The 20,141-nt window shown below is 38.2% G+C and carries 14 protein-coding genes, 1 tRNA gene and 1 pseudogene; 13 read left to right on the top strand and 3 right to left on the bottom strand.

All coding sequences use genetic code 11. The annotated features are described in order from the left end of the window. Positions 1–18: 18 nt before the first annotated feature. The 8 genes and pseudogenes from mbpA to Q1K34_RS03005 all read left to right on the top strand — a co-directional run bounded on the left by mbpA (position 19) and on the right by Q1K34_RS03005 (position 9,860). Entirely contained in the window at positions 19–315 is a 297-nt protein-coding gene (gene mbpA, locus Q1K34_RS03040) for a mobilization protein MbpA (protein ID WP_300434324.1), read from the top strand. Next, on the top strand, positions 312–1,178 hold the full coding sequence (locus Q1K34_RS03035; protein WP_300434322.1) for a relaxase/mobilization nuclease domain-containing protein: 867 nt from the start codon (positions 312–314) through the stop codon (positions 1,176–1,178). Before mbpA ends, Q1K34_RS03035 begins: the two co-directional genes overlap by 4 nt. Before the next feature lie 18 nt (positions 1,179–1,196). Beyond that, positions 1,197–1,643 carry a DUF6730 family protein gene (locus tag Q1K34_RS03030; RefSeq protein ID WP_300434320.1) on the top strand — a complete coding sequence of 149 codons (447 nt, stop codon included), beginning with the start codon at positions 1,197–1,199 and terminating at the stop codon, positions 1,641–1,643. 366 nt (positions 1,644–2,009) lie between these two features. Further along, the gene (locus tag Q1K34_RS03025) at positions 2,010–2,747 is read left to right on the top strand and encodes a PepSY-like domain-containing protein (RefSeq protein ID WP_300434318.1); all 738 of its coding nucleotides are present in this window, start codon (positions 2,010–2,012) and stop codon (positions 2,745–2,747) included. Positions 2,748–3,094: 347 nt separating this feature from the next. After that, positions 3,095–4,321: pseudogene (locus Q1K34_RS03020) on the top strand (IS256 family transposase). A gap of 142 nt (positions 4,322–4,463) precedes the next feature. Further along, complete coding sequence (locus Q1K34_RS03015) at positions 4,464–7,106, top strand: TonB-dependent receptor (RefSeq protein ID WP_300434316.1); 2,643 nt, start codon at positions 4,464–4,466, stop codon at positions 7,104–7,106. A 186-nt stretch (positions 7,107–7,292) separates the two neighbouring features. After that, positions 7,293–7,724, top strand: a complete 432-nt coding sequence (locus tag Q1K34_RS03010; RefSeq protein ID WP_300434313.1) for a DoxX family membrane protein — start codon at positions 7,293–7,295, stop codon at positions 7,722–7,724. 771 nt (positions 7,725–8,495) lie between these two features. Next, the gene (locus tag Q1K34_RS03005) at positions 8,496–9,860 is read left to right on the top strand and encodes an AAA family ATPase (RefSeq protein ID WP_300434311.1); all 1,365 of its coding nucleotides are present in this window, start codon (positions 8,496–8,498) and stop codon (positions 9,858–9,860) included. A gap of 156 nt (positions 9,861–10,016) precedes the next feature. On the opposite strand, the gene Q1K34_RS03000 is transcribed toward Q1K34_RS03005, so the two are convergent. After that, positions 10,017–10,101, bottom strand: a tRNA-Leu gene (locus Q1K34_RS03000). Between the two features lie 304 nt (positions 10,102–10,405). Here Q1K34_RS03000 and Q1K34_RS02995 point away from each other — a divergent pair. Next, positions 10,406–11,794 carry a dipeptidase gene (locus Q1K34_RS02995; RefSeq protein ID WP_300434308.1) on the top strand — a complete coding sequence of 463 codons (1,389 nt, stop codon included), beginning with the start codon at positions 10,406–10,408 and terminating at the stop codon, positions 11,792–11,794. A gap of 321 nt (positions 11,795–12,115) precedes the next feature. Here Q1K34_RS02995 and murF read toward each other — a convergent pair whose 3' ends face one another. Both murF and gldJ read right to left on the bottom strand, forming a co-directional pair. After that, entirely contained in the window at positions 12,116–13,408 is a 1,293-nt protein-coding gene (gene murF, locus Q1K34_RS02990) for a UDP-N-acetylmuramoyl-tripeptide--D-alanyl-D-alanine ligase (RefSeq protein WP_300434305.1), read from the bottom strand. Positions 13,409–13,476: 68 nt separating this feature from the next. Then, positions 13,477–15,171, bottom strand: coding sequence for a gliding motility lipoprotein GldJ (gene gldJ / locus Q1K34_RS02985; protein ID WP_300434302.1), 1,695 nt, complete (start codon positions 15,169–15,171; stop codon positions 13,477–13,479). A gap of 420 nt (positions 15,172–15,591) precedes the next feature. On the opposite strand from gldJ, the gene porV reads away from it, so the two are divergent. From porV to Q1K34_RS02965, 4 genes are all read left to right on the top strand, one after another. Next, complete coding sequence (porV, locus tag Q1K34_RS02980; RefSeq protein ID WP_300434300.1) at positions 15,592–16,746, top strand: type IX secretion system outer membrane channel protein PorV; 1,155 nt, start codon at positions 15,592–15,594, stop codon at positions 16,744–16,746. Positions 16,747–16,825: 79 nt separating this feature from the next. Further along, positions 16,826–17,308 (top strand): cytidine deaminase, encoded by a 483-nt coding sequence (gene cdd / locus Q1K34_RS02975; protein WP_300434297.1) that lies wholly within the window; start codon positions 16,826–16,828, stop codon positions 17,306–17,308. Positions 17,309–17,419: 111 nt separating this feature from the next. Further along, positions 17,420–18,421: a pyruvate dehydrogenase (acetyl-transferring) E1 component subunit alpha gene (pdhA, locus tag Q1K34_RS02970; protein WP_300434294.1), complete on the top strand. Its 1,002-nt coding sequence runs from the start codon at positions 17,420–17,422 to the stop codon at positions 18,419–18,421. A gap of 3 nt (positions 18,422–18,424) precedes the next feature. Then, the gene (locus tag Q1K34_RS02965; RefSeq protein WP_300434291.1) at positions 18,425–20,140 is read left to right on the top strand and encodes a pyruvate dehydrogenase complex dihydrolipoamide acetyltransferase; all 1,716 of its coding nucleotides are present in this window, start codon (positions 18,425–18,427) and stop codon (positions 20,138–20,140) included. Position 20,141 lies beyond the last annotated feature (1 nt).

Here is a 20,141-nt window from a genome sequence, read left to right as displayed (position 1 = left end):
AAGAAAAAAATATTAAAAATGAAACGGGAATACATCCAGATACGTTGCTCGATCTACGAGAAAAAGCTACTCAAAAAAAGAGCGGCCCGGGCTGGAATTTCCCTTTCAGAATATCTCCGGGCTACCGCTTTCAAACTCAATATCGTGGAACGATTAACTCCGGAACAACTGGAATGTTATCAGCTACTGATCCAGTATAAAAACAACTTTATGCGAATCAGTAATATGTTTAAAAAAAGTGATCCCCGGCTGGCTAAAAATGTTGAAGATCTAGCCGAAGAAATTAGAACACACCTTCAAAACTTTAAAAAATGATTGGTAAAGGACAGTCTATAGCAAGTACCAAGGCTGCCATCGACTATGGATGGAACCAGGAAAAAGAAGCCGAAGTAGTTCTCAAACAACATCTGGCCGGTGATACGCCAGAGCAGATAACCGATGAGTTTAAGATCATTCAATCTCAAAATGACCACTGTACTAAAAACACCCTGAGTTTTATAGTGAGTCCTACCATCAAAGACGGAAAGGAATTAAGCCACCAGGATTTGGAAAAGATTGCCCAGGGATTTATAAAGGAGATGAACCTTCAGAATCATCAGGCTATTGGTTTTGTACATAAAGACAAGGAACATACCCATATCCATATCTATGCAAATCGAATTAGCTTAAATGGAGAAACCTACAAAGATAGTTTTATCGGCAAGCGAAGTCAGATCGCAGCAGACAATGTTGCCAAACAGTTAGGTCTTACCCGGGTAAAAGAAATACAACAGCAAAAGCTGCAGGAATTAAAATGGCAGCGATTGGCCATTAGACATATCAATAACAAAGTGCTGGAGAAGCGGCCTAAATCGCTTGATGAATACATCAAGAACATGAAAGCCCGTAATGTAAAGGTCATTCCGAGTATGAATAAATCCAATCAACTGCAGGGCTTTCGATTTGAATTTCAAGGCGCCAATCTAAAAGGAAGCGAGGTACATCGGCAGATGACGGGTGGCCGGCTCATAGGAGAAATCAGTCAGAATACAAGTTATTCCAGGCTGAAGGAAATCCCTCAGAGCTTAAAGCTGTTGGATAAGACCGTACAAATCAGCTCCAATATGGCTGCTAAAATAGCAAAGGATCTGGTGAAACAGGTGATAAAAAGGGCGCTGGATACTGGAATTGGAATATGATATTAAACCTTATAAGATATGAAAAAACTAGATGAGATCATGGAATTGATGACTGATGAAATGACCGATTTTAAACTGGCCATTCTAAAGCTACAGGAGCTTTCCAGAGAAATCGAGAAAATGAGTATACCCATCAGCACTGAAGCATTGGACAAAAACCTGAACGCTTTTCTGGAAAAGCAGGAAAAAAATGATCAGTTGAAAGATGACATACTCAAAAATATTGATCAGAAACTGAAAAATGCCCGGTTGATGCCTAATTATATGCTTCTTCTATTCGGTATCTTCGGAATACTAATGTTAGGCTTATTAGGATATTTTAAATCTTCTGCCACAAAAGCAGCCGAAGAAAAATTTGAAATGTATCAAATGATGAATTCCGAAAGTGAACTATTTGAAAATTATCTTTTAGAAAATCCTGAAATCAAGAATGGATATTACCAGTGGCTGGAAGAAAATAAGTAGCATTTGTCATGACAATTTCCTTGTCGCAAATTATCCTAATTTTTACAGTAAAAGTTCCGGTAAGCCTTATAAAAAGGCAATTTTTTACAGTAAATTTTGTCGCATAAGTGGTATGCGTCTTATGCTGTTTTTACTTTAACTTACCGTGCACCGATAAAGGGACTACGAGAGTGGTGAAAACTTAGACTCGAACAGCTAATGAGTTCACTATCAACACCTAATTTGTTAAAATTGATTAAAAAAGAGATTTTTAAATCAAGCCTTTTTATATTTTGAAGCCGAATTCATACAATTTGAAGAATTCACAGACGTTATTATCGATGGAATTGGATTTATATCCGTCAAAAACGAACTAAACTATTAAATATGAAAACGTATAAAATTTTTCTAAGTACTTTCTTATTGCTGGTATTACAGTCATGCACTGATAATGAAGAATCCCTTGAAGCAGACTTAAATGCTGTTGCTTTTTCAGCAGACGCAAGTATTAGCACCTCCACCTTACCACAAAACATTTTGGATTATATCACAGATAATTATCCGGGATTGACCATTATAGAAGCTGAAATAGAAGACAATCAAAATTATGAGATCACGCTGAGCGATGATACCGAACTGGTTTTTGATTCGGAGGGTAATTTTCTTGGAGAGGATACAGACGAGGAGGACGATTTTGGCGATGAGGAAGTAGAGGTTTCAGAATTACCTCAAAATATACTGGATTTCATTGCTCAAAACTATCCCGGGGTGGCCATTGAAGAAGCCGAATTGGAAAACAATGGAAATTATGAAGTCGAATTAGAAAATGATGTTGAACTTATCTTTGATGGGGACGGCAATTTTCTGGGACAGGCGCAGGATGAGAATGATGATGACCAGGGAGAGGATGAAGACATTAATCCTGCGAATTTACCACAGATGATATTGGATTATATAGGTGAGAATTATCCTGATAATACTATTATTGAAGCTGAAGTTGAATCCGATGGTTCCTATGAGGTAACCCTGAATAATGGGGTGGAACTGGAATTTGACGCAGACGGTAATTTCCTGAATGCCGAAGATAACAACGGCGAAGACGATGATGAGGACGAAAATGACTAATAATGCTGCACGGTTTTTTAACAGGTGGACAGCCTCTTTTTCCATTCATTGCTGTTGCAATGCATAATTACAGGATTATCTTAAAGTTAAAAAACTCATTAAATGCGCCCTATGCCATTTTTATTTCCTGCCTGCCCCTCCCTTATTCGGGGCGGTAGGCAGGAACGCTTAACTTCCCGTACGCTATAAAAACAGCACAGGAACCATGCGCAAGGTTATGGCAGATATGGGGCAAGAAAAAAAATCTATTTAAATGGTATAATTCACAATAAAATAAAAAACTATAAGGAGGGTGTAATTCGAAGTCTGTCTGAGAATTTTTATACTAATACTTAAACAGATTGAAAATGACACAAGAAGAATTAAACAAGATTGGTAAAAAAGCCTTGGAACAATTCAGTAAAGGCAAGAGCTTTTTTGGAAAGGATGGTGCCTTTGCACCTATGCTTCAAAGTTTCATAGAAAAAGCCCTTGAAGCAGAAATGGAAGGCCATTTGGATAGCGATGAGCGAAACAAAGGCAACAAGCGTAATGGAAAAGACAAAAAGACCATCAAAAGCGGCATGGGGAGTTTTGAAATCGAAACCCCACAAGATAGGCAGAGCAGCTTTGAACCCGAATTGGTCAAAAAACGCCAGTCCATTCTTGCCGATAACCTCTCCGATAAGATTATTGGACTTTATGGGCTTGGTATGAGCTACCGGGATATTTGTAGTCATATAAAAGAAATGTACGATACCGAGATCTCCCACAATGTGCTTACCGAGATCACCGACCGGATCATCCCTGATGTAAAAGCCTGGCAAAACCGTCCTTTGGATCCCCTCTACTGCATCGTATGGTTGGATGCCATGCACTACAAGGTCAAGGTTGATGGAAAGATAAAACATAAAGCCCTTTACAATGTGTTGGGCATCAACAAAGACGGGTATAAGGAGGTGCTTGGGATGTATATTTCCGAGAGCGAAGGCGCCAATTTTTGGCTTCAGGTACTTACCGACCTGCAAAACCGCGGATTGGATGACATATTGATTGTCTGTACCGATAACCTCAAGGGCTTTACCGAGGCCATACTAAGTATTTTTCCAAAGACGGAGGTACAACTTTGTATTATCCACCAAATAAGGAACTTAATGAAATACGTGGCCTCCAAAGACCAAAAGGAGTTTATGGCAAATCTAAAACTGGTCTATCGTGCCACCAGCAAAGAGGTGGCAGAGGATCAACTGTTGGACCTGGAAGAAATACCCGATGGTTATCGAAAGCTGGCAAAACAACTGGGAACACCTCTCACAGTACTTTAAATACACCCAGCCCATCCGTAACTTATTTATACCACCAATGCCGTGGAAGGCTTCCACCGGCAGGTGCGCAAAATGACCAAGACCAAAGGGGCTTTCACCAACGCTATGGCACTATTGAAACTGGTCTATCTGGCCACCAAAAATATCCAAAAGAAATGGACGAGCCCACTTCAAAATTGGAGCTTGACAATCCAGCAATTATACATTAGATTTGAAGACCGGATCAAGCTCGATTTAGCGACCACTCCTTCGGGGGTACCCAAGGAGTGAAGCAGAGGACAGAGTTTAAATTACACTCCCTATATATTTTCGTCAAAACAGCAAGATCAGATATTCTAATGGACAAAGCGTAAATTAAATATTATTTTTTTAATCATTTGCCGACAATCAGCAAAAAACAAATTATTTCAAAATGACCAAAACAGTCCTATCCTTATTGATCATTTTTTTTGCAAATTTATATTCCGTTTATTCACAAAACTTAATTTCAGGTAAAGTGGTTGATAAAACAGATAATCAACCGTTGGCAGGAGCAATAGTTCAATTCCAGTCAAATAGTGCAAGTACCGTCACAGGCAAGCAGGGATATTTTGAATTGCAGAAACCGAAAAGTGAGGATGTACTCCTTATTAAATATTTAGGCTATAACGCAAGGACTATTAAAGTCAATCCTAACACCTTTAATTTAGGCGTAATTGAAATGACGCGATCCAGTACCAGCCTGGATGAGGTTCTCGTAAGTGCATCGCCCACTAATTTTAAAACAACATTTAAAGGGAGTAATTTCAGGATTAATCCTATAACCCTGAAAAATATGAATCCCATCAGTACTGAAGAAATACTTAAGATTGTGCCCGGGGTGAACATTGTGGGAGATATGGGATTGTCCAACCGCCCGAATATTAGTATTAGAGGCTCTTGGGGAAGACGTTCAAAAAAAGTACTATTAATGGAAGATGGCACCCCTTCAGCACCCGCACCTTATATCGCACCGGGCGCATATTATAATCCCGTAAGTGACCGGTTAACTGCTATTGAAGTTTACAAAGGTGCCGATATGTTGCGTTTTGGACCGAATAATATGTATGGTGCCGTAAATTACATCACCGCATTGCCACCACAAAAACCTAAACTCAGGGTAAAATTGGTAGGTGGTCAGCGAAACTATCAAACCGGACTTCTCTCCTATGGAGGTACATGGAACAACCTTGGAGCTTTGGTGGAAGGCGTTTACAAAAAATTTGGTGGGTTTACTGATAATTCTTCCGTTGAAATACTGAATTTAAATGCCAAAATATTCTCAAAACTTTCGGATAAACAATCGCTATATTTTAAAGTAAGTGGACAATATGAAGATAATCAGGCATCTTTGAGTTCACAAACACCATTTACTTTCGAAACAGATCCAACAGAAAACCCATTGGATGCCGACCAATTTACCATGAGACGTTATGGGTTGGACATTATCCATAAATGGCTACCTAAAAGTAATTTGAGTTTTACCTCAAAAATATATGCTTCCGATTTTGAGCGGGATTGGTGGCGACAGATTACTACAAAGGTTAAAGCTGAGCAAGTAAGGGATTACGTGGGGGAACAAATTTTTAACGATCGTTACGCTTATTTAAAAGGAAAAACTTTTAACGAGGAAGATTATCTCATTGTAGGCAGGATATTAAACGGTAGGGAAAGCACCACAGATAGCCGCTGGACTTATACGGTTTCAGGTTTTAAAGAAACCATGAATTATGATTGGGAAGTTTTTGGAGAAGGGCAACATTTAGAAGCAAGTATCAATTTACACCGTGAGATATTTAAAGACCGTTTTTTGGTGGCCGATAACAGCCGATGGGCAAGAAGTGGCAGAACCACAAAAGATTTATGGTATCGCCTCTGGTCAGCCAATGGTTTTATCAGAAATGAATTTAACATAGGAAGATGGGGTTTCACCCCTATTCTACGAGTGGAGCATGTAAATATGTATCGGCAGGATCTGTTTGCCGTGGCTCAAAACCCAAGTCTCAGCAGTACAGAAGAAGGTAAAGAGCCTAATATTTATACTCAGTTCCTGCCGGGTCTTACAGCAGATTATAGCATAAAAAACGGAGAATTTTATGGAAGTATTTATCAGGGAATGATTGCCCCGTCTAAGGTATTTGGCTTTTTGGTCGAGCAAAATGGTATAGTTACCAATCCACTGGCAAGACAAAGTATTAATATAGAACCAGAATTGGCCTGGAATCGGGAGATAGGTTGGAGAGGAAATTTATGGAACAATCGCATTGACGGTCAACTTACTTACTTCAATAATACGAGTCGAAATTTCTATGCAGGAGGACGAAATGAAGTATTTGAGGATTTGGGACGAATCAATGTACAGGGACTGGAAGTGGCCCTGGGTGCTGAACTTTTAAATAAAAATCAACATAAGCTCCGACTTTTTGGAAATATTAATATTATGAAGTCTGAGGTCTTAGACGGCCGATTGGTGGACAAAGATCTTTTTTCACAAGTCATACATAGCAGAGCTACTCAAAACGAATACATAGAAAAAGTAAATTCCAACCGGGATGCATTTGAAGTTTATGTTGCTGACGGCCCGAGTGGAGAAGTGCTTTTAACCGATGAAACTATTGACCAATCTGATTTTCAAAATATCACTAAAAGTGTTATAAATTTTGGAGATGATGGTTTGTCTGACGTTGAAGCACCCTACACGCCAGGATGGAATACCAGTGTTGGATTGAATTATAATTATAAAAATTTATCTGCTGGCATTAGTGGACATTTTGTAAGTGAACAATATACCGAATTTCATAATTTCGACAACGAATCAGCAGATGGGGCAATCGGGAAACTGCCTGCCTATCATTCTATAGATGCCTTTGTGAATTATAACTTTAGTATAGGTGAAAAACTCAAAATGTTGGCTTTCATCAATGGCAAAAATATTACCGATGAAATTTATCGGGCTTCCCGTTTAAACCGTGCAACATCTGGTATTTTCGGAGGTGGTTTTAGGCAAATTATTTTCGGAGTGGATATCAAAATATAAATACTTCTATAACCTGTTGAAATAATAAATAAAAATTGATTGGGATATCCCAAACCAAGCCTCCTTCTTTAGAAATGTTTCTTGATTAAGAGAAAACTACTTAGGATGAGAGGTATAAATCAGACTGCTTAAAAGCACATTCAAATGAAATATAATAAGGAGCCAATCACAATACCGTTACAAAATATGAGAGAAAAGATCGAATGCTGGATTGGACTTCAGGGAACGTTCCTATTGCGCATAAGTATTGGTCTCATATATTGCTTATTTGGAATACTAAAATTTTTCCCTAATCTAAGTCCTGCCGAAGATTTGGCTACTACAACCGTTCATACATTAACATTTGGGCTACTCTCTCCAGAGCTGTCCATGATTCTGTTGGCGTTGTGGGAGACCGCTATAGGTTTTCTTCTGCTCCTTAATATCCTTAGACCGCTTACCATTGCATTAGTACTATTGCATATAGCTGGAACTTTTACTCCTTTGCTGCTTTTTCCAGAGTTAACATTCACCCTGGTTGGCCAGTACATTCTAAAAAATATAATAATTGTTAGCTCAATGCTGGTAATTAGTACTTCCGCATTGAAGGAAAAAAAGGAAAATGAGAACCATTGCTAAGGTAATGGAAGATGGAATAGAATTTTCTTTTTATCCTACTAGAGACAAAGGAAAATTGGCTAAAGAAAATTTGAAATAGAAATAATACTTTTTTAAGATTTAGTTTATTTTGATTTATTTTATTGAAGTTTTTTTCAAATGAATGCGCTTATTGTTCTTTTCTATTTCCAATAAAGAAAAAAGAATAGGGACTTCATACCTCACATACTCTAGTTATTTGTATGTCTAAATTATTTGAATTATGGTTCTGAAACAAGACACCGGTAACCATAGGAGGGTACCTTGAAGCCAATTCTTTATTTAGTATAGAAGAAGGATTAACTAATGGGCTGCCCTTATAGTTATAGAAGATAAAAATGCAATAACAACATGTCTCGAAGAGTATAAATTTTAACATTATACCATGGAAACCGAACTTGATTCAGAAACCTGTAAATTGAGATAGCCAAAATGGCTGACACAAAGCTCTTATCGTCTTCAAGTTTTCATACTGGTTCAATTTTAAACATCCGAAAATATTTAAGCTTGAAAAGAATAAATAACAATTCGGGGATAAGAAAATTACTTACGGTTCTTAAACATTGTTTTAGTGTTTTTGCATTCTGCTCAAATTTTGGCATACTTTCCGATTTCCCCTTTAGACCTCTTCAAAAATTTATTTGAATCACTGTCTTTTCTATTACCCTAATTTCATTACAAATTAAATTTAAAATAACCCTTATTTTGTTACAATATAATTATATATTTACCCTTATTATATAACAAAATAAAATGAATTTCCAGAGACATATAACCGGTCATCTAGAGAATTGGAAGAAAAATTCCGACAAGAAGCCCTTGGTAATTAGAGGCGCAAGACAAGTAGGTAAAACTACATTAGTCCAGGACTTTGCAAAAAAATATAAGAATTCTATTTTTTTAAATTTGGAGAAGTCTGCAGATAAAAGGGTATTTGAAGAACATGATGATGTTGAAACAATTGTCGAAGCTCTGTTCCTGACCAATAATATATCTGTTCGGGATTTAAACGACACCCTTTTATTTATAGATGAAATTCAGGAGTTGCCCAAAGCTATCCAATTACTACGATATTTCTACGAGGACAAACCTCAATTGCATGTTATTGCAGCTGGTTCTTTGCTTGAGTTTGCCATAAAAGATGTAAAAAGTTTTCCCGTAGGCCGTATTGAATATTTATATCTCTACCCGTTGAATTTTGCTGAATATTTAAAAGCTTTAGAACACGAAACAGCGTTAGACCAACTAAATACTATTCCAATAAAGCCTTATGCCCATACTACTCTGATGGATCTATTTCATAGATATGCTATTATAGGTGGTATGCCAGAAGTGGTCAAAGCCGATCTAAAAACCAAAAGTTTGGCCGACCTGCCTAAAGTCTATGAAAGTATTTGGAGTACTTATAGAAACGATGTGGAAAAATACACTTCGAATGCTACAGAAAGGCGTGTAATAAAACATATCATGGAAGTAGCTCACTTATATGTAGATGAACGTATCAAATTTCAGAATTTTGGAAATTCCAACTATAGATCAAGAGAAGTTGGGGAAGCTATGCGCAATTTAGATGATGCCAAAATAATTCAGCTTATTTATCCTACTACAGATACAGAGAATCCCATAAAATCAAATTTAAAAAAGTCTCCTAGGCTTCAATTTCTGGATACGGGATTGATAAATCACGCCCTTGGAATTCAAGCGCAAATGTTGGGAATGGAAGATCTTAGCAATTCCTTTAAAGGAGCTATAATTCCACATTTAATTACTCAGGAGTTGATTTCATTGAATACCATAACAAACGCAAAACCAAATTTTTGGGTAAGGGAGAAAAACCAGGCATCTTCTGAAGTTGATTTGGTATATCCTTATGAAGATAAAGTGATTCCTATAGAAATAAAATCCGGAGCAAAAGGCACTTTAAAATCATTACATCAATTTACAATAAGGGCAAACCACCCTTATACTATAAGAATATATGGGGGTAACTTTAAAATTGAAGAAGATAAAACCCTGGACGGAACACCTTATTTATTGATGAATTTACCTTATTACCTGGGTACACAACTTCCAAAATATGTTGAATTCTTCGTGAAAAATTATGGCTTAAATCAGTAATTAGAGCAAAAGTTAACTGGCATCATATAATACTGAATCGTTCAGTTATTTAAGATATGCCGGGATGATATGCTTTTTTGTTAAACTTTAACATAAAGTGTTACCTCGGTGTTACCCACATAAAAAAAGCCGACTCGTTAAAGTCGGCTTTTCGTTTGGTGCGGGCGAGAGGACTCGAACCTCCACACATTGCTGCACTAGATCCTAAGTCTAGCGTGTCTACCAATTCCACCACGCCCGCATTTAAAGTTTCACAACACTTAGGACTCGTTGTGATTCCCTGCTTAATTACTTAAGCGGGTGCAAATATAATTATTGTTTTTAAATTTCAAATAATGTTAGACAAAAATATTAATTTTTTTTCTGAATAATTTTAACGGGATAAAATATGCGTCTTTCAGGACTTGATTCCAGTGTTCAAACAGATTATAATTTTTTTTCGATAAATTGAAAAGGTTTAGGTTGAGTTTTGGAAACAGTAAATAAAAGCTTTATAGATTTCCAATTATAACTTAGTAACTTTACGCACATTTGAAAAATAATTCATGGATTCAATAAAGAAATACTTAGATACGAATAAAGATAGATTTTTGGATGAACTGGTAGATCTGCTAAAGATCCCTTCAATTTCAGCCGATCCTGCCTATAAAGGCGATATGCTAAAAGCTGCAGAAGCGGTAAAAGAAAGTCTGCTGAAAGCAGATTGTGATATAGCAGAAGTTTCAGAAACTCCCGGTCATCCGGTAGTATATGCCGAAAAAATCATCGATAAAAACCTACCTACAGTACTGGTTTATGGACATTATGACGTGCAGCCCCCAGATCCGTTGGACCTTTGGGATTCACCACCTTTTGAACCTGTGATCAAAGAAACAAAGATCCATCCTGAAGGTGCGATATTCGCGAGAGGTTCCTGTGATGATAAAGGACAAATGTTTATGCACGTGAAAGCGATGGAATATATGACCCGAAATAATGAGCTTCCCTGTAATGTGAAGTTTATGATCGAAGGAGAAGAAGAAGTAGGGAGTGAGCATCTGGAATGGTGGATCAAAGAGAATAGAGAAAGACTTCAGAATGATGTTATTCTTATTTCAGATACCGGAATGATCTCTAAGGACACACCTTCTATAACGACAGGACTTCGCGGACTGTCTTATGTGGAAGTTGAGGTGACCGGTGCCAACCGTGACTTGCATTCAGGTCTTTATGGAGGTGCGGTGGCAAATCCATTGAATATTTTAAGCCAGATGATCGCTAAGCTCACCAATGAAAATAATCATATTACCATTCCTGGATTTTACGATAACGTGGAAAATCTCAGCGATGAAGAAAGATCTAAAATGGCTGAAGCTCCTTTTAGCTTGGAAGATTATAAGGAAAAGCTGGATATCAATGATGTTCATGGGGAAAAAGGATATTCTACTTTAGAAAGAGGTTCCATAAGGCCAACGCTGGACGTAAATGGAATGTGGGGAGGTTATATAGGTGAAGGGGCCAAGACAGTACTTCCTTCAAAAGCATATGCTAAGATTTCCATGCGACTGGTGCCAAATCAGGATTGGAAAGAGATCACAGAATTATTCAAAAAACATTTTGAAAGTCTGGCGCCAGATTCAGTAAAAGTAGAAGTGAAGCCACATCACGGGGGATATCCTTATGTTACTCCCATAGATACTATTGGTTACCAGGCGGCGAGTAAAGCTTATGAAGAAACTTTTGGTAAAACACCAATTCCGCAAAGGAGCGGTGGGAGTATACCAATTGTGTCGTTGTTTGAAAAAGAACTGGACAGCAAAATCATTTTAATGGGCTTCGGATTGGATACTGATGCGATACATTCGCCGAATGAGCACTTCGGAGTCTGGAATTACCTGAAAGGAATTGAGACAATTCCGTGGTTTTATAAGCATTTTACTGAGATGAGTAAATAGGGGAATATTTGTAAATTTAATTTGTCATTGCTTATTTTACTCTCCCAGTTATAGGTTTTCAAATTTTAAAATTCTCCAACGGCTCTGCATCGGGGCTTCCGTTTCATATCTTCTTTGAGAGAGGTCGGAACTGCTTTTTTTGCAGTTCCGGGTGAGGGAAAATAAAAAAAATCGGTTTTTGGCTGGGGAGGCCAAAATCACACCGATAATTAGCGGTACGGCGACATACCCCTACGGCTTACCTCAGGGATAGTCGGTATAAGAAATTTGAATTAAAACTAAAGTTTGATTTATACTGAAAAGTTTAAAACCTGAAGTAAATTATTTTTTAATAGAATCAAGGACTCTTTCAAGTGTCATTCCTCTGGAACCTTTGATAAGAAAATAGCAATTTTGGAAGTCGGATTCTTTTAAGTGGTTTTGTAGACTTTCCATTGACTTAAACTTAAAGATGAAATTACTACTTGTTTTTGTATTCTTGAAATTGTCTCCAAGCAAATAAACCTCCGAAAAATCACTGTTTTGAACATAGTTTGCAATCACCTGATGTTCTGTTTCAGCAGAAGTGCCTAATTCAAACATATCTCCTAGGATGGCAATTTTTTGTTTATTCGTCTTAAGCTGACTAAAATTTTCAAGTGCGGCATGCATGCTTGTGGGGTTAGCATTATAAGCATCCATGATGATCGTATTAGTTTCGGTTTCGATCATCTGAGATCGATTATTGTCTGGAGCGTAGTGCTGTATTGCATCCTGAATTTGTTTGAACTCCACCTTAAAATAAAGACCTATACATAATGCGGCTGCCATATTTTTGGCATTATAAGATCCGCTTAAGTTGCTTTTAAAGTCGGTCTTATTAAAAGTTAACTGGGCATTGGGTAAACCTGTTTTGTATTCTATGCAAACATCAGCAAGCTTGCTTTCCCCAAAGCTAAAGGTATGGCTATAATTATGATGTCTCCTTTGGATTTCATCATCGATATTAATAAAAATTAATTTATGTCTTTCTTGCAGACTTTTATAAAGTTCGGTTTTTGCTTTAATTACTCCGTCTATACTTCCGAAGCCTTCTAAGTGTGCTTTCCCGAAATTCGTGATGTAACCATAATCGGGATTAGCGATAGTACACAGGTGTTCTATTTCAAAAGGATGGTTTGCGCCCATTTCCACAATTCCAAATTCCGTTTGATTGTCCATACTTAATAAAGTAAGCGGGACTCCAATATGGTTGTTTAAATTACCCCTGGTGGCCATAGTTCTAAATTTTCTGGAAAGCACAGTATTCACTAATTCTTTCGTAGTAGTTTTGCCATTGCTCCCGGTAATCGCCAGGATAGGGATATTTAGATAATTTCGATGGAAAGTTGCTAATTTCTGAAGAGCTTCCAGAGCATTTTTTACCAGTATATAATGCTCTTCTTTTTTCGCATATTTTTTATCATCTACCACAACATAGCGGGCACCTTTTTTAAGCGCATTTTCCGCAAATTCATTCCCATTGAAGTTTGTACCCTTCAGGGCAAAAAACATACTGTCTTTTCTTATTTCTCTAGTATCTGTATTGGCGCCAGAACAAAGTAAAAATCGTTGATGTAGTCGAGCTGTATTCATAAATTAAATCTATAAAAAAAGCCCTAAACAAATTAGGGCTTTAAGTTTATTTTATGGAACTAAGCAAATTAGTTGCTTCTGGCTGTTTTATTTTTATCCAGTGATTTTGAGCCTACTCTGGACATGGCGTTTCTAAAACCAATATAATCTGTGGCCATATCCTGTGGGAAATAGCGACGCTGTGCGGGATCTAACCAATAGGCTCTGTCTCTCCAGCTACCTCCTTTATAAACCCTAACTTCATTACTTATTAACGTAGTTCTTTTTTCTTTATCGTAACCTCTTTCAGTGATTTCACCTTCTGCGCTACTATCGGCATACGTGAAATTATCATAGGTTGGGGAATTATACATTCTTTTAGCAGGATCCTCCTCTACTTCCTGGAAAGGCTGGTAATATCTACTGGAGCTTTTATCTCCATCACGGAAATCCCTTTGATCACTTTCGGTAAAATTGGTTCTCATGTAAGTATCTTCCTGAGTAACCGGCACCTGGGCAATTTCTCCAGGTAAATTTCTTGCTACAAGTTTTCCGTTGCTTAGAGTGTCATAAACTATGTCGTCTGTTCCTACAACTTTTACAGTCCCATCTTCATTGATAGCGTGTTTAGTATACACATTTCCACGATAATAATTAAAGTCATTAAATTCATCATCAACGATAGGTCTGTAAACATCAGCAACCCATTCAGCTACGTTACCGGCCATATCATAAAGGCCATAATCATTAGGTTCGTAAGTTTTAACTTCAGCGGTAATATCAGCGCCATCATCACTCCATCCGGCAATTCCGCCGTAATCTCCATCCCCCTGTTTAAAGTTGGCTAACTGATCACCCATTTTCTTAACATCACCATTTCTGGTATATTGCCCATCCCATGGATATTTTTTTCTACCACGGTAAGTGTTGTAATTTCTAATTCCCACCAATCCAAGTGCCGCGTACTCCCATTCTGCTTCTGTTGGAAGTCTGTATTCTGGATATATAAGACCGCTTTCTCGCCCTGGGTATACTTTCTTAACCGGGTTTCCAGCCTCATTAGTTTCACTTAATCTGTCTTGCGACTCATCTCCACCCTGACTAATTTCGGTGTTGCCTCCATAAGCTTTGCTTGGCGTGTGGATATAGGTTTCGGTGTTAAAAGTGGAAGACGCATCTACGTCTGTTAAGTGTGCACTTTCTTTAATGAAGCCTTCATCTTCTAAACGATATTCATTCACTCGGTCGGTTCTCCATTTACTGAATTCCACAGCTTGTATCCAACTAACTCCAACCACAGGATATTCAGCATAAGCAGGGTGACGTAGGTAATTAGTTACCATAGTCTCGTTATAACCCAGGCGGTTTCTCCAAACCAACGTATCTGGGAGAGCTCCATTATATATATTCTTGTAATTTTCTTCGCTAGGCGGGAAGACACGTCTTAACCAATCCAGATACTCGAGGTACATTTTATTGGTGACCTCGGTTTCGTCCATATAGAACGACTGTACATGCTGTTGCGTTGGGGTGTTGTTCCAGTCGTGCATAGGATCATCCTGAACACGTCCCATAGTGTAAGTTCCTCCTTCTACAAATACTAATCCGGGAGCAGCTTCCTGCTCTTTATAATCAGAATTATACTGAAAGCCACCTTCGTCAGAATTAATGTCCCAACCGGTAGCGCGAGAGGTATTTTTGTAATTGTTGGATTTATTACAGCTTAGTAAGCTAACGCCACAAATTACAGCAATAACGGCTTTTAAAGCTACATTCAATTTCATAGTATTCCCTTCTTTATGATAGAAATTTAGGCTTCGCAATATACTAATTAACGATAAATGTACAAGATTATTTTGTTAATTCTGAAAGAGTCGAAAATTCATAACTCTCTGATATTGTGATCACCCAAGATCAATTTATATTCGGTTTAAAATTAGGTTTTTAGGTTCCCCAACTGCGGGATCTATAAAACGTAATTATTACTGGAAAAATTATATGCATTTTTAAATTTTTATCGAATTTAATGTTCTCTTTATTATGTCCTGCAATAAATTCCATTAATTTGAGTTATATTCATTAACCCCTAACGAAATCACTGCTATAGATTTATTGAGATTCTACTGAATGGGAAAGCATTTTTTTTTCGAGGTTCTTTCTTAACAGGATTATTACTATATATTTGTGTATCATTAACTACTATAATGAAAAAAATTACATTCTTTTTGATCGTTGCCATTTTGTTCACCAATCTTTCAATCTTTGGGCAGGGAAATGATAGGGACAGAGTAATAACCACAGCCGTTCCTTTTCTATTGGTAGCTGCAGATGCACGTGCGGCCGGATTGGGGGACCAGGGGGTGGCAACTTCTCCAGACGTTTTTTCCCAACAATGGAATCCCGCAAAATATGCTTTCGCTACAAGCGAAAATGGGGTGGCGGTTTCCTACACTCCTTATTTGAGCGAAATAGTAAATGATATTTTTCTTGGAAGTCTTAATTATTTCCACAAGATAGATGATCGAAGTGCTGTTGCCGGAAGTTTAAGATATTTTAGTCTCGGGTCTATAGAGACGCGTCAGGGATTTGAAGATCTTCCGCTTTTGGTGAATCCAAATGAACTTACTTTTGATGTATCTTATGCTTTAAAGCTTAATGAAACTTTCTCTATGGCCGTAGCCGGAAGGTACTTAAGGTCTGATCTCGGACTTCAGGACAATGAGGATCTGGGTGCTGCTTCTACTTTTGGGGTAGATGTCGCTGCATATTATGAAGGGGAACAGCTCACTCTAAGTAGTTTTGATGCAAAATGGCGATTAGGTGCTGCAATATCCAATATTGGTCCTAAGATGAAATATGATGATGCAGGACAGGAAAACTTTATTCCTACCAATCTTAAATTAGGTGCCGGTTTCGATTTTATTTTTGATGCTGATAATCGTTTAGGGACCTATGTTGAATTTAATAAGCTTTTGGTTCCTACCCCTCAGGATTTTGATGATGATGGTGATATAGATGCTGAAGATGATGAGGAATATAATACAATAGGTTCTATAGACGGTATATTTAAGTCTTTTGGAGATGCGCCTGACGGTTTTTCTGAAGAGCTGAAAGAAATCACTCTCGCCCTGGGAGCCGAATACTGGTATAGGGAAAAATTCGCTTTAAGGGCAGGATATTTCAATGAGAGTGAAGATAAAGGTTTTAGAAAATTTTTCTCCCTGGGTGCAGGTTTTGCTTATGAAAATATCATTATAGATGCTTCTTATTTATTTTCAACTTCTTCCGTGCCCAGCCCGTTAGAAGGTACCTTAAGGTTTGGGTTAAGCTTTAACTTTGGGGATAGCTACAATAACTAAAACTGAATTCTTAAATCTGTCTTGTCATTACGGTTTAGCCTGGTGATTTCTTTTACCTTGTATTTTTCAATAATTATATATGAAACCACTTACCATTACTTCACGTTTAGAAGTTTATGAATCTATAGATGAAATTTCCCATGATATTCAGGATTTAATGAAAAAAGCCGTGGAGGTTCGGGAAAATGCCTATGCCCCTTACTCCAGGTTTAAAGTTGGAGCAGCAATTCTTTTGGAAAACGGGGAAGTGGTCGTGGGAAGCAATCAGGAGAATGCTTCTTACCCCTCGGGTCTTTGTGCTGAAAGGACCGCTGTTTATGCCGCTGGAGCCCAACATCCAAATATTCGAATATTAAAAATTGCAATAACTGCAAGATCATTAAAACATAAAGTTGTTTCGCCCGTACCACCTTGTGGTGCATGTAGGCAGGCTTTAGCAGAATATGAAGTAAAACAGGAAGAGCCTATAGAATTGTATTTTATGGGCGAAACAGGAAAAGTGGTGAAGGCTGAATCTATAAAGGATCTGTTGCCTTTAGCTTTTGACAATTCGTGTCTATAAGGTTTTCGTGATTTTTTGCAGTAAAACTGTTTTCGTTTCTTAGCGAAAATAGTATTTTTGTTACCCGCTTGGCAAAACCAATCTGTCTGGCCTTTAAATATAAATTTTTAGATGAAGAAAATTACAAAAGCCACATACTTAAAGTGGTACGAGGATATGTTGTTTTGGCGCAAATTCGAAGATAAGCTTGCGCAGGTTTATATACAACAGAAAGTTAGAGGGTTTTTACATTTATATAATGGGCAGGAAGCCATATTGGCCGGAGCACTTCATGCAATGGATCTGGAGAAAGACCGCATGATCACGGCTTATCGTAACCACGTTCAGCCAATTGGGATGGGAGTAGACCCAAAACGAGTGATGGCAGAATTGTATGGTAAGAAAACAGGGACTTCTATGGGACTGGGTGGTTCCATGCATATTTTTGCCAAGGAGCAGAGGTTTTATGGAGGTCACGGTATCGTAGGAGGGCAAATTCCTCTGGGAGCTGGACTTGCATTCGCAGATAAATACCACAAGAGGGATAATGTTACCTTGACTTTTATGGGTGACGGAGCTGTTAGACAGGGTTCCCTTCATGAAACTTTGAACATGGCCGTAAACTGGAATCTTCCGGTTGTTTTTTGTGTTGAGAATAATGGTTATGCTATGGGTACTTCTGTAGCCCGTACTTCAAAAGATACTGAGATATGGAAGCTAGGGAATGGTTATGAAATGCCTTGTGGTCCTGTAGATGCCATGGATCCTGTAAAAGTTGCTGAAGCATTGGATGAAGCGATCACCAGGGCAAGAAAAGGAAACGGGCCAACTTTCCTTGAGTTAAAAACATACCGTTATAGAGGTCACTCTATGAGTGATGCTCAGAAATACCGTACTAAAGATGAGGTTGCAGAGTATCAAAAACTGGATCCTATCACTAAAGTTCGGGATATCATTAAGGAGAAAAAATACGCCTCAGATAAAGAAATTAAAGAGATAGATAAACGCGTTAAGGAAAGAGTTTCAGAATGTGAAAAATTCGCAGATGAATCTGATTTTCCAGATACCAATATTATGTATGACGTTGTTTATGAACAGGAGAATTATCCATTTCTAGCACATAAATTAGATTAAACTATGGCAGAAGTTATCAAAATGCCGCGCCTGAGCGATACCATGGAAGAAGGTACCGTTGCCAAGTGGCTGAAAAAAAAGGGAGATAAAGTAGAAGAAGGTGATATCCTGGCTGAAATCGAAACAGATAAGGCCACAATGGAGTTCGAATCTTTCTATGAAGGTACGCTGCTTCATATTGGAGTTGAGGAGGGGGATGGAGCCCCGGTGGACGAACTGCTAGCCATAATTGGTGATGAAGGAGAAGATATTTCTGATCTTATCAATGGAGGTGGAAGTGATGATGCGGACGATAAAAAGAACAAAAAGAAAAAAGATAAATCTGATGATTCTGAAAATGAAGAATCAAAAGACGATTCAGATAAAGAAGGTGATTCGAAAGAAAAATCACAGTCTGAAGATGATAGCAACGAGACCTCAGGTATACCTGAAGGTGTTGAGATCATAAATATGCCTCGTTTAAGTGATACCATGGAAGAAGGCACCGTCGCTGCATGGCTTAAACAGGAAGGAGATAAAGTAGAAGAAGGGGATATCCTGGCTGAGATCGAGACCGATAAGGCTACTATGGAATTTGAATCTTTTTACGAGGGAACGCTGCTGAAAATTGGTATTCAGGAAGGTGAATCTGCAAAAGTGGATAGCCTGCTGGCCATTATAGGCCCTGAAGGAACCGATGTTTCCAAAATTGATACTTCGGGAGGTACTAAAAAGAAAGCTACTTCTTCAGATAAGAAACAGGAAGCTACAGATACTTCTAAAGATTCAGAAAAACAGGATAAAGAAGAGAAAGAAGCTTCAGGTCCGGCTCAGGGCAAAGACGGCAAAAGAATATTTGCTTCGCCTTTAGCTAAAAAGATGGCGGAAGATAAAGGTATTGATCTTGCTGATGTTAGCGGGTCAGGAGAAAATGGCAGAATTGTAAAGAAAGATATAGAGAACTTTAAAGGAACTGATAAAAAAGCTGGAGCTGAAGCAAAAGCTGATTCCGCTGAAAAAACAACGGCAGCAGCTCAGCCTTATACTCCGGCAGGAGAAGAAAGTTTTGAAGATCGTAAGAATTCTCAAATGCGTAAGGTAATTGCCAAGCGTCTTGGGGAGTCTAAATTCACCGCTCCGCATTATTATTTAACTATCGAGGTTGATATGGCTAATGCGATGGCTTCCAGAAAACATATTAATGAAATGCCAGATGTAAAGGTGTCTTTCAACGATATGGTGATCAAAGCGTCTGCAATGGCTCTTAGAAAACATCCGCAGGTGAACAGCCAGTGGACAGGTGATAATACTAAGATCGCCAAACATATTCATATGGGAGTGGCGGTTGCTGTTGAAGAAGGGCTGGTGGTGCCGGTTTTGAAATTTGCAGATCAAATGTCACTGACTCAAATTGGTGGAAATGTGAAGGATCTTGCTGGTAAAGCAAGAAATAAGAAAATTCAACCGTCAGAGATGGAAGGGAGCACCTTTACCGTTTCTAATCTTGGAATGTTTGGGATTGTAGAATTCACCAGTATTATAAATCAGCCTAATTCAGCGATACTTTCCGTAGGAACTATTGTAGAGAAGCCGGTGGTTAGAAATGGTGAGATTGTTGTTGGAAATACGATGAAGTTAACACTTGCCTGTGATCACCGTACCGTAGATGGAGCAACAGGGGCTGCTTTCTTACAGACCTTAAAGACTTATATGGAGAATCCGGTAACGATGCTGGCTTAAT

The sequence above is a fragment of the Christiangramia sp. genome, from assembly GCF_029937855.1.
GTDB lineage: Bacteria > Bacteroidota > Bacteroidia > Flavobacteriales > Flavobacteriaceae > Christiangramia.
The sequence above is the reverse complement of the archived record's forward strand: the minus strand, read 5'-3'. Positions and strand labels throughout refer to the sequence as shown.